This is a genomic window from Microbacterium sp. SWDP-B6 (assembly GCF_059803615.1).
The window spans coordinates 611,149-622,530 of sequence record NZ_JAPFGV010000001.1 but is presented as its reverse complement, the minus strand read 5'-3'; the positions used below and the strand labels follow the sequence as shown (position 1 = coordinate 622,530).

Annotated in this window: 8 protein-coding genes; 4 read left to right on the top strand and 4 right to left on the bottom strand. The window is 67.9% G+C overall.

Annotated elements, in window-relative coordinates; genetic code table 11:
• Positions 1-25: 25 nt before the first annotated feature.
• The gene (gene glgX, locus OPU70_RS03140) at positions 26-2,098 is read right to left on the bottom strand and encodes a glycogen debranching protein GlgX (protein WP_042536754.1); all 2,073 of its coding nucleotides are present in this window, start codon (positions 2,096-2,098) and stop codon (positions 26-28) included.
• A gap of 95 nt (positions 2,099-2,193) precedes the next feature.
• Here glgX and OPU70_RS03135 point away from each other — a divergent pair, with 95 nt between their 5' ends.
• Genes OPU70_RS03135 through OPU70_RS03120 form a run of 4 tightly spaced genes read left to right on the top strand, consistent with a single transcriptional unit; the run spans position 2,194 to position 7,316 of the window.
• On the top strand, positions 2,194-3,369 hold the full coding sequence (locus OPU70_RS03135) for a cysteine desulfurase family protein (protein WP_498557120.1): 1,176 nt from the start codon (positions 2,194-2,196) through the stop codon (positions 3,367-3,369).
• A gap of 9 nt (positions 3,370-3,378) precedes the next feature.
• On the top strand, positions 3,379-4,476 hold the full coding sequence (gene mnmA / locus OPU70_RS03130) for a tRNA 2-thiouridine(34) synthase MnmA (protein ID WP_498557119.1): 1,098 nt from the start codon (positions 3,379-3,381) through the stop codon (positions 4,474-4,476).
• 42 nt (positions 4,477-4,518) lie between these two features.
• Positions 4,519-6,834 carry an NAD-dependent DNA ligase LigA gene (ligA, locus tag OPU70_RS03125; RefSeq protein ID WP_498557118.1) on the top strand — a complete coding sequence of 772 codons (2,316 nt, stop codon included), beginning with the start codon at positions 4,519-4,521 and terminating at the stop codon, positions 6,832-6,834.
• Positions 6,831-7,316 (top strand): hypothetical protein, encoded by a 486-nt coding sequence (locus tag OPU70_RS03120; protein ID WP_042536748.1) that lies wholly within the window; start codon positions 6,831-6,833, stop codon positions 7,314-7,316. Before ligA ends, OPU70_RS03120 begins: the two co-directional genes overlap by 4 nt.
• Before the next feature lie 5 nt (positions 7,317-7,321).
• On the opposite strand, the gene OPU70_RS03115 is transcribed toward OPU70_RS03120, so the two are convergent.
• Genes OPU70_RS03115 through OPU70_RS03105 form a run of 3 tightly spaced genes read right to left on the bottom strand, consistent with a single transcriptional unit; the run spans position 7,322 to position 11,365 of the window.
• Complete coding sequence (locus OPU70_RS03115) at positions 7,322-7,726, bottom strand: GNAT family N-acetyltransferase (protein ID WP_194286028.1); 405 nt, start codon at positions 7,724-7,726, stop codon at positions 7,322-7,324.
• Between the two features lie 55 nt (positions 7,727-7,781).
• Positions 7,782-9,617: a DEAD/DEAH box helicase gene (locus tag OPU70_RS03110; protein WP_228385696.1), complete on the bottom strand. Its 1,836-nt coding sequence runs from the start codon at positions 9,615-9,617 to the stop codon at positions 7,782-7,784.
• Between the two features lie 47 nt (positions 9,618-9,664).
• Positions 9,665-11,365, bottom strand: a complete 1,701-nt coding sequence (locus OPU70_RS03105) for a long-chain-fatty-acid--CoA ligase (protein WP_042536744.1) — start codon at positions 11,363-11,365, stop codon at positions 9,665-9,667.
• Positions 11,366-11,382 lie beyond the last annotated feature (17 nt).

The following is an 11,382-nucleotide window of genomic DNA, read 5'->3' as shown; positions in this document are numbered from 1 at the left end:
GCGGAAGGCACCGGCGCGCCGCCCGTCATTCCACGCGGAAGAGTCGCATGGAGGTGCCGGGGATGGGCAGGATGTCGCCCGGGGCGAACACCTCGCCACCGGCATCCGGGCGCTCGTCGGCACTCGACCACAGCGAGACGAAGCGCGTCGCATCCTCGAGTTCCTCCGGGAGGCGCACGTCGATGGGCGACTCCGTGCCGTGCACGATGAGGAGGATCCGGTTGGCCGCCTCACGGTCGGGTGTCGAGGCCGCGACGTACTGGAGCGTTCGGTTACCGGGGTCGGTCCACTGCTCGCTCTCCATCGTCTCGCCGTTCTGGTCGAACCAGTCCATGACCGAGGCGTTGGGGATGTGCTCGCCGAGTCGGGCGTATCGGCTCGGGCGCAGGGCGGGGTTCTCCGAACGGAGCTGGATCAGTCGAGCGACGTGCGCGCGCAGGTCTTCCTGCCACGGCTCCGCGTCCCATCCGAGCCATGTCAGCGACGAATCCTGCGCATAGGCGTTGTTGTTGCCGCGCTGGGTGCGCCCGACCTCGTCGCCTGCGGTGAGCATCGGGATGCCCGCAGACAGCAGCAGGGTGCCGAGCAGGTTGCGCATCGCTTTTCGACGGGCGGCGAGGATGGTCGGGTCGTCGGTCGGCCCCTCGATGCCATGGTTGAACGCACGGTTCATGTCGGCACCGTCGCGGTTCTGCTCGCCGTTCGCCTCGTTGTGCTTGACGTCGTACGACACGAGGTCGTGCAGCGTGAACCCGTCGTGCGCCGTGACGAAGTTGATGCTCGCGAGCGGGCCCCGCTCGGCGGCGAAGGTGTTCGAGGAGCCGGCGAGACGCGTGGCGAAGCCGCCGATGCCGACCGGGGCGGAGGCACGACGCGCGTAATCGATGTCGCTCAGCCAGAAGTTCCGCACCCGGTCGCGGTAGCGGTCGTTCCACTCCATCCAGCCGTTCGGGAAGTTGCCCGTCTGCCACCCGCCCATGCCGACGTCCCACGGCTCCGCGATGAGCTTGGTCTCGCTGAGGATCGGATCGTTGGCGATCGCGGTGAGCAGCGGATGCTCCGGTGTGTAGGTGTGCGAGTCGTCGCGCGCGATCGCGGCGGCGAGGTCGAACCGGAACCCGTCGATCTGCATCTCCTGCGCCCAGTAGCGCAGCGAGTCGAGCACGAGTCGGGCGCCGGCATCGGTCGAGGTGTCGAGCGTGTTGCCGCACCCCGTCGTGTCGATGTACGCGCCGGACGCGTCCTGTCGGTAATAGCTCGCGTTGTCTATACCGCGAAGACTCGAGCGAGGACCGCCGAGGCCCTCCTCAGACGTGTGGTTGTACACGACGTCCAGGATGACCTCGAGTCCGGCTTCGTGCAGCAGTCGCACCATGCCCTTGAACTCGGCGAGAACGGCGTCAGGGCCGCCCTTGCGGGCATCCTCTGTCGCGTAGGCGTTGTGCGGCGTGAAGAAGTTGAGGGTGTTGTACCCCCAGTAGTTGGTGAGGCCGCGCTCGAGCAACCGCGGCTCCGGCACGAAGGCCTGAACGGGAAGCAGCTCGATCGAGGTGATGCCGAGAGAGTGGAAGTACTCGATCATGGCCGGGTGCGCGAGTCCGGCGTAGGTGCCGTGCAGAGCAGGCGGCACGTCGGGCTGGCGTTTGGTCAGACCCTTCAGGTGCCCTTCGTAGATCACGGTCCGGTCGAGCGGGATCCGCGGCTTGACGGACTCTCCCCAGTCGAACCCGTCGACGATCACGACGGAGCGCCACTCCTCGTAGCCGTCGCCCTGGGCGAGACCACGGGCATAGGGATCGAGCAGGAGGGTCTCGGGGTTGAACGTGTTGCCCGGACCGTGCGGCCCTCCCACGCGGATCGCGTACCGGGTTCCCGGCTGGAGCAGCTCCGTGGTCACTTCCCAGATGCCGCCGGGAAGGCGGGCGAGGTCGACCTGATCGATCACCCAGTCGAGGTCGGTGGCATCGAAGACGACGAGCTCGATGGAGGACGCGTTCTGCGACCAGACGCGGAGGGTTCCGACGCCGTCGTGAAGGCGCACACCGAGGTTGTCGAGTGCAGTACCGCCGGGCACGGTGATGTCTCGGATCGCGGGCATGAATACACACTAGAGGTCTGCACTCGGGTCTCAGGACCGCATGCACTCAGTTCCATGTGCACGCCACCACCCGGAAAATGGGGGAGAGTGGAGGAATGCGGCACTATCTCGACCACGCGGCCACGACACCCCTGCGCCCTGAGGCGCGGGATGCATGGCTCGATGCGAGCGAGATGGTCGGGAACGCATCGTCGACCCACGGCGCGGGGCAGGATGCGAGGCGCCTGCTCGAGGAGGCGCGCGAGCGCTCAGCTGCAGTGCTCGACTGCGATCCCATCGAGGTCGTCTTCACCTCGGGCGGCACGGAGTCGATCAATCTCGCGCTGCAGGGACTCTGGCAGGCGCGGCCCGTGGGGACGGATGCGATCGTGATGCCGGAGGCCGAGCATCACGCGACCGTGGACACGATCGAGGCTCTGGTCGCAGCGGGAGCGGTCCTGCGCGCTGTACCGGTATTTCGCACGGCGGCGATCGACGGGCGAGTGTTCGCCGACCAGCTTCCCGGAGCAGCGTTGGCAACCGCCCTGGTCGCCAACAACGAGGCGGGGACGATCAACGACGCCGCTGAGCTCGCCTCGTCGGCCGCGCAGGCTCTCGTGCCCCTTCACCTCGATGCGGTGTCGGCGCTCGGTCATCTCCCACTGTCCTTCCGAGGGCTGAGAGGCGATGCCCCGGATGCGCTGGGGCTGGTCGCGATGAGCGTCGCAGGACACAAGATCGGAGCGCCGGTCGGTGTCGGCGCGTTGGTCGTCGCTCGCACCGCTCGGCTCTCGGCGCTCCTTCGCGGTGGCGCGCAGCAGAGAGGGCTCCGCGCCGGGACGCAGGATGTGGCGGGCGCAGCCGCGTTCGCCACCGCGCTCGAACTCGCGGAGTCCGAGCGGGAGTCGGAGACGACTCGACTCGCAGCGATGCGCGACCGGCTGGTCGACGGCATCCTGACACGAGTGCCGCAGGCTGAGCTGCTCGGTGACAGTTCGCGACGCCTCCCCGGCAACGCCCACATTCTCTTCCCCGGTGCGGTGGGGGAGAGCCTGCTCTTCCTGCTCGATACGGCAGGGATCGCCGCGTCGACCGGATCGGCGTGCCAGGCAGGAGTCGCAGAGCCGTCGCATGTGGTGATGGCGATGGGGCGCAGCGAGCAGGATGCCGGCAGCGTGCTCCGGTTCTCGCTGGGCCGCACCTCCACAGACGCCGACATCGACGCGGTTCTCGCCGCTATCGCCGACGCCTATGCGAGAGCGTCCGGCTCCGGCTCAGCTGCGCGCTCGTAGACTGGTTCCATGAGGATTCTTGCGGCCATGAGTGGCGGAGTGGACTCCGCAGTCGCGGCCGCGAGGGCCGTGGAGGCGGGGCACGACGTCGTCGGAGTGCATCTCGCGCTCTCCCGGGCGGGCGGCACCCTGCGCACCGGGAGCCGGGGCTGCTGCACCATCGAGGACGCTCTCGACGCCAGACGCGCAGCAGATCTCCTCGGCATCCCCTTCTACGTCTGGGACTTCTCCGAGCGGTTCCGCGAAGACGTGATCGCCGACTTCGTGTCGGAGTACCAGGCGGGGCGCACTCCCAATCCGTGCATGCGATGCAACGAGAAGATCAAGTTCGCCGCCCTGCTCGATCGAGCGATCGAGCTCGGCTTCGATGCCGTCTGCACGGGACACTATGCGACGCTGATCCCCACGGATGCCGGCCTCGAGCTGCACAGGGCTGCGGACAGCGCGAAGGATCAGTCCTACGTGCTGGGTGTGCTGACGGCCGACCAGCTCGCGCACACCTATTTCCCGCTCGGAACCACGCCGTCCAAGGCCGTCGTGCGTGCGGAAGCCGAAGCGCGCGGTCTGAGCGTGGCGCAGAAGCCCGACAGCCACGACATCTGCTTCATCCCTGACGGCGACACCCGTGGCTGGCTCGCCGAGAAGGTGGGCACGGCGACAGGCGAGGTCGTCGACCGCAGCGGAGCCGTCGTCGGGTCCCACGAGGGTGCGCACGCGTTCACGGTCGGCCAGCGCCGCGGGCTCAAGCTCGGGGTTCCCGCCGCCGACGGCAAGCCCCGATTCGTGCTCGAGGTGCGCCCGGTCTCGAACACCGTGGTCGTCGGGCCGAAGGAGGCGCTCGCGACGCGCGAGATCTCCGGCGGTCGGTTCAGCTGGGCAGGTGCAGCCCCCGAAGACGCGGAGTTCAGCTGTGACGTGCAGATCCGCGCTCATTCGGAACCGGAACCTGCGAGGGCTTTCGTCTCGGCGGATGAAGTGAGAGTGGTGCCGGATCGCCCCCTCGACGGCGTCGCCCCCGGACAGACTGCTGTGCTGTACGTGGGAACGAGAGTGCTCGGCCAGTTCACGATCGATCGCACGGTGTCGGCCGTGCCTGTCGACGCCTAGACCCGCGCTCGGGATGTCGGTGCTCGCTCGTAGACTGGCGGGGTGCCGGAGAACATCTCGTTGGAAGACGCCCGTATCGAAGCGGACGAGCTGACCACTCGCATCCTCGAGGCGAAGGACGCGTACTACGGGCGTGACACCTCGCTCGTCGACGACGCCACGTATGACGGATGGATGCGCCGGCTCGAAGAACTCGAACGGCTGCACCCCGAGCTCCAGGGACAGGATTCACCCACCCAGATGGTGGGCGCCGCCGAAGCGACGGGTCTGGCGACGATCGAGCACGCCGAGCGGATGCTGAGTCTCGACAATGTGTTCTCGATCGACGAACTGCGGGAGTGGGCAGCGAAGACGCGGGCCTCGGCGGGACGTGACGTCGACTGGCTCACCGAACTGAAGATCGACGGACTCGCCATCAATCTCCGCTACGAGAACGGCCAGCTGACGTCCGCCGCGACGCGAGGAGATGGGCGCGTCGGCGAGATCGTCACGGAGAACGCGCTGCGACTGCCCGAGATACCGTTCGAGCTCTCGGGCACGGGCCACCCTGCGATCGTCGAGGTCCGCGGCGAGGTGTTCATCCCGGTTGCGGCGTTCGAACGCCTGAACGCGGCGCAGGCGGAGTTCCGCGAGCGTGCCTACGACGACGCGTATGCGCGATGGGAGGCGCGATCGGGTGCGAAGAAGCCTTTCGACGAGGAGAAGGCCCGAACGGCCGCCGCCCGGCGGTTCCCCTCCTTCGCCAACCCGCGGAACGCGGCGAGCGGGGGCCTGCGCCAGCAGATCGACAAGAAGAACGGTCTCGAGCTCGAGGCGGGGATGCTGCGAATCGAATCGCTCGCTCTCTACGTGCACGGCATAGGCGCCTGGCAGAACCCACCCGTCGCAGCGCAGAGCCAGGTGTACGAGCAGCTCGCAGAGTGGGGTCTGCCGACGAGCCCCCACACCAAGGTCTGCACGAGCATCGATGAAGTCGCGGCGTTCGTCGAGTATTTCGGCCAGCACCGGCACGACATCGAGCACGAACTCGACGGCATCGTGGTCAAGGTCGATGAGCTCTCCCTGCACGATGAGCTCGGAGCCACCAGCCGCGCTCCGCGCTGGGCGATCGCCTACAAGTACCCGCCCGAAGAGGTGCAGACGAAACTCCTCGACATCGTCGTATCGGTGGGTCGCACAGGCAGGGCCACGCCGTTCGCGGTGATGGCTCCCGCCCAGGTGGCGGGCTCGGTGGTGAGGCAGGCGACGCTCCACAACAAGGACGTCGTGAAGGCGAAGGGCGTACTCATCGGCGACACCGTCGTGCTGCGTAAAGCGGGCGACGTCATCCCCGAGGTGCTCGGTCCCGTGGTCGACAAGCGCGACGGCACGGAGCGCGAGTTCGTCATGCCCGTGGAGTGCCCCGAGTGCGGCACCCCGCTGCGCCCGATGAAGGAGGGCGACATCGATCTGCGGTGTCCGAATGCGCGATCGTGCCCTGCGCAGGTGCGCGGTCGCGTCGAGCACATCGGATCACGGGGCGCGCTCGACATCGAGGCTCTCGGCGAGGTCACTGCAGCGGCGCTCACCCAGCCGACGTCGCCGGCCGTTCCGCCCCTCGAGACCGAGGCAGGACTCTTCGCGCTCACGCTCGAAGAGATCGTGCCGATCGAGCTGTTCGTCCGCGACGCGGAGACGGGCCTGCCGAAGGAGGACGACGACGGGCTGGTGAAGACACGAGCGCCGTTCCGCCGCAATCCCACGGCCGCAGAGAAGAAGTCCGGCCTCGAGGGGCCGCAGCCGTCGTCGCAGGCCCTCACCCTCCTGGCCGAACTCGAGAAGGCGAAGACGAAGGACCTGTGGCGACTTCTCGTGTCGCTCAACATCCGTCATGTCGGCCCCGTCGCTGCACGAGCGCTCGCGCAGTGGTTCGGCTCACTCGATGCGATCCGCGCGGCCTCCCGCGACGAGCTCGCTGCGGTCGAGGGGGTCGGCGGCATCATCGCCGACTCGCTGCTCGCGTGGTTCGAAGTCGACTGGCACAGAGAGATCGTGCAGCGGTGGGCCGAGGCCGGGGTCCAGTGGGCGACTCCCGGTCACCCGGGTCCGGGTGCTGCGGTGGTTGAGGGCGGCGTACTCGACGGCCTCACCATCGTCGCGACCGGATCGCTCGACGGGTACACACGCGACGGTGCCCAGGAGGCCATCATCAAGGCGGGCGGCAAGGCCGCGTCGAGCGTGTCGAAGAAGACCGACTTCGTCGCCGCCGGTCCTGGTGCGGGGTCGAAGTTGGGCAAGGCGGAGGAGCTCGGGATCCGCATCCTCGACGCTGCTCAGTTCCACATCCTCGTGACCCAGGGGCCGGACGCGCTCGGATGAAGCGCTACGGGCCGTTGATCGTCGTTCCGGGCGCGCTGGCGGTGGGTGATCCGGGGAGGCATCACCTGCGCCTGACACCCGACGCGGTCCTCTTCCGCGACGGCAGTGAGAATCGCGGCATCGTCCCGTGGATTCAGGTCGAACGAGTGCTGATCGACGTACCCGTGACGAGATTCCGGCTGCCGGGGCTCGTCAGCACGATCGTCATCGGTGCGCTGACGTTCCTCGCCGTCTCCGATCTCGGAATGGACCCGGATGACGGCACAGTCGACGTGCAGATCGGCGGAGAATCCACCACCGCACCCTTGAGCCGTCACCATGTCGGCGGATACTGGGCTCCGACAGTCGATGGCGCCCACAGGCTGTTGCAGCACCTCATCGACCACCCGGAGCAGCGATCGCTGCTCGCGCGGCCGGAGTCCCTGCTCGACGTCGCCGCGCGCCTGGCACGCAGCGCGGCGTCGGGAACCTCAGGCGCCTGACGCGACTATGCCTCGGCGATCCGCTGGAGCAGCTTCGGAGATCCGGTGAACCCGAGCCGCTGATAGACCGAAACCGCGCGCTCGCTCGAGTGCACGGTGACCCTGGAGGCGCCGGCTCTGTGCGCATGGGTGGCAGCTGCGTCGACGAGTGCGGCGCCCACGCCGCCCCCACGGTGCTCGGGCATCACGAAGACGCTCTGGATGTCTGCCGAGAGGCGGTTGTTCGCACCAGGGCTGGGCACGCGCGGGAGCAGCGCGACCCATGCGGCACCCACCGTCGTGTCCTCGGTGAGGGCCACGAACGCGAAGTGGGTGGCCCGATGGGCTTCCCACCACGCCCCGAGTGCGTCCACGAACGAGTCGAACTCCGCGGTGTCGGCGTCGTCGCCGGCTCTGTCAATCCACTTCAAGCGCGCCAGGCCCCGAACATCCTCGGGGCCTGCGCGCTCGATGTGCATTGGTCGATCAGTCCTTGTGCCGCGGCTTGCGGAACGGCTTCTCGCCGCGCTCATCGGAGCGGGCCGGACGGTCCTCGCGGTCGTAGCGGGGGCGGTCGAAGCCGCCTCGAGCGCCGGCGTCGCGCGGGCCGTCGTTGCGTCGGGCTGCCGGACCACGGTCGGGCTTGATCTCGATCAGTCGACCAGAGATGCGGGTGTCCCTGAGCTTGTCGAGCACCGAGGAGTCGAGGTTGGCGGGAAGCTCGACGACCGTGAAGTCCGGCCGGATGTTGATGGCGCCGAAATCGTCACGGCCGAGGCCGCCCTCGTTCGCGAGCGCACCGACGATCTGACGCGGCTCGACCCGGTGACGTCGACCGACCTCGATGCGGTAGGGCTTGTAGTCGCCCCGTCCACGGCGCTCGCGAGGCTCGCGGGGCTCCCGCTGATCGCGGGTGTTGCGTTCCCGCGGCGGACGGTTGTCGAACTCGACGGCCTTCGTCAGCGGGTCATCCGACGGGTCGAGCAGCAGCGGAGTGTCGCCCTGCGCGACGACCGCGAGCGCAGCGGCCACATCGGCTTCAGGCACATCATGGTTGCGCACGTAGTGGGCGATGATGTCACGGAACTTCTCGATCCGCGGGCTGTCGCCGAGCGCGGTCGTGATCGCATCGTCGAATCGCGCGAGACGCGTGGTGTTGACGTCGTCCATGCTGGGCAGCTGCATCTGCGTCGGCTGCTGGCGGGTCGCCTTCTCGATCGACTTGAGCAGGTAACGCTCGCGCGGGGTGATGAAGCTGATCGCGTCGCCCTTGCGACCGGCGCGTCCGGTGCGGCCGATGCGGTGCACGTAGGACTCGGTGTCGGTGGGGATGTCGAAGTTGATGACGTGGCTGATGCGCTCGACGTCGAGACCTCGAGCGGCGACGTCCGTCGCGACGAGGATGTCGAGCTTGCCGTCCTTGAGCTGGTTGACGCTGCGCTCACGTTGCACCTGCGCCACATCGCCGTTGATCGCAGCGGCCGAGTATCCACGGGCGCGCAGCTTCTCGGCGAGCGTCTCGGTCTCGTTCTTGGTGCGGACGAACACGATCATGCCGTCGAAGTTCTCGACCTCGAGGATGCGGGTCAGCGCATCGACCTTCTGCGCGTACGACACCACGAGGTAGCGCTGCGTGATGTTGGTGCCCGTTGCGGTCTTCGACTTGATGCTGATCTCTTCGGGATCGCGCAGGTACTTCTGCGCGAGGCGGCGGATCTGCGGGGGCATCGTCGCGGAGAACAGTGCGACCTGCTTCTCGACGGGCGTCTGAGCGAGGATCTGCTCGACATCTTCCGCAAAGCCCATCTTGAGCATCTCGTCGGCCTCGTCGAGCACCAGGTACTGCAGCTGCGAGAGGTCGAGAGTGCCCTTGGCGAGGTGGTCCATGATGCGGCCGGGCGTTCCGACGATCACGTGGACGCCGCGGCGCAGCGCGGAGAGCTGCACGCCGTAGGCCTGGCCGCCGTAGACCGGCAGCATGTGCACACCCTTCATCTTCGAGGCGTAGGACTCGAAGGCCTCGCAGACCTGCAGTGCGAGCTCGCGAGTCGGAGCGAGCACCAGCGCCTGCGGAGTCTTCTGCGAGACGTCGAGGCGCTCCAGGACGGGGAGCGCGAAGGCCGCGGTCTTTCCCGTTCCTGTCTGCGCCATGCCGACGACGTCGCGGCCCGACAGGAGAGTCGGGATCGTCGCGGCCTGGATGGGGGAGGGGGTCTCGTAGCCGAGGTCCTTGATCGCCTTGAGGACGGGGCCGGTGATGCCGAGCTCCTCGAATCCAGGGGTCTCGGGGGCGTCGGTGGGCACAGCGTCTTCAGGGGTCACTGATCAAGGGTAGCGCGTCCCGGGTTCCCGCGCCTGTGAGGGCGCCCTCAGGCACCGGAGGTCAGCGCCAGGAGCTTCTCCCTGACCTGCCGGCGCAGGACCTTGCCGATCAACGATTTCGGAAGCTCATCCACGACGAAGATGCGCCGGGGCACCTTGTAGGGGGTGAGGATGCTGCGCGCATACTCGCGGATCGCCTCGACGTCCACCTCGGTTCCGGAGTCGATGACGATCGCCGCGACCACCTCCTCGCCGGAGTGATCGCTCGGCAGGCCGACCACCGCGGCGTCGGCGACCTGCGGGTGCTGACGCAGTGCGTTCTCCACCTCCGTCGGTGCGACATTGAAGCCGCCGGTGATGATGAGTTCCTTGATGCGGTCGACGATTCTGATGAAGCCCGCATCGTCGACCGTCACGATGTCTCCGGTGCGGAACCAGCCGTCGACGAAGACGGCCTCGGTCTCCTCCGGCTTGCCGTAGTACCCGGAGAACACCTGTGGACCGCGCACGAGGAGTTCGCCCGCTGCGCCGGGTTCGACATCGACGGTCGGGTTGTCGGGATCGACCACCCGGCATTCGGTGCCGGGCAACGGAAGTCCCACTGTTCCGGGCACGCGGTTGTCTGCGACCGGATTCGCCATCAGAACGGGGGAGCATTCGCTGAGTCCGTATCCCTCGACGAGGAAGCCGTTCGTGGCAGCCTCGAACGGCACCACCAGCTCGTGAGGGAGCGCCATGGCGCCGGAGATCGCGACCTCGATCCCGTCGAGGGACACGCCCTCGGCGTTCGCCGCTGCGAGCAGTCGATCAGCGATCGGGGGCACAAGCGGAAGGAACGTCGCCGGGTGCTTCTTCATCACACCGAGCACGAGGTCCGGATCGAACTTCGGGAAGAGCACGAGTCGTGCTCCCATCGACATCGCAAACGTCAGACACAGCGTGAGGCCGTAAGCGTGGAACATCGGCAGCACCGCGTAGACGACGCAGCCCTTGCCACGCTGGATGGACGGCACCCACGCCTGCGACTGGGCGGCGTTCGCGAGCAGGTTCCCGTGCGTCAGCGCCGCACCCTTGGGGGTTCCCGTGGTGCCCGACGTGTACTGGATGATGGCGAGGTCGCCGGTGGCCGGCTTCGGGTGCGTCGCCGAGATCGGAGCCGACTGCACGAGCGAGTCCCAGGCGACGGTTCCCCGGACGCGCTCGGTGAGCGCCGCGCGCGACTCTCTCGCTTTCGCCACAGGCAGTCGCAGAGCCACGCGGGTCAGAAAGGGCATCGCCCGGGTGACGTCCACGGAGATGAGGTTCGTCACCGCGAGATCGGCCGGGAACTCCTGCACCGTCGATACGACCTTGTTCCAGACGATCGCGTGCTTCGCGCCGTGGTCCTCGAACTGCTTGCGGAGCTCGCGAGGCGTGTAGAGCGGGTTGTGCTCGACGACCACGGCGCCCAGACGGAGCACGGCGTAGAACGCCACGATGTGCTGCGGGCAGTTCGGCAGCACGATCGCGACCGGATCCCCTGCGCGCACGCCGAGATCGCGCAGACCCTCGGCGGCGCGGTCGATCGCATCCTGCAGTTGCGCATAGGTCGTCTCACGTCCGAAGAACTGCAGTGCAGGGGCGTCGGGGTAATCGCGAGCGGATGCCGCGACGATGTCGACCAGCGATCCCGAGACGGGGGCGAGGTCGTCGGGGACGCCTTCCGCATAGCTGGCGATCCACGGGCGGGGAGGCTGGTACGGGCTCACCCGCCCAGCATAGGACC

Coding starts and splice junctions, on each gene's coding strand:
- mnmA (WP_498557119.1), top strand. CDS start 3,379: ATGAGGATTCTTGCGGCCATGAGTGGCGGAGTGGACTCCGCAGTCGCG.
- OPU70_RS03135 (WP_498557120.1), top strand. CDS start 2,194: ATGCGGCACTATCTCGACCACGCGGCCACGACACCCCTGCGCCCTGAG.
- glgX (WP_042536754.1), bottom strand. CDS start 2,098: ATGCCCGCGATCCGAGACATCACCGTGCCCGGCGGTACTGCACTCGAC.
- OPU70_RS03120 (WP_042536748.1), top strand. CDS start 6,831: ATGAAGCGCTACGGGCCGTTGATCGTCGTTCCGGGCGCGCTGGCGGTG.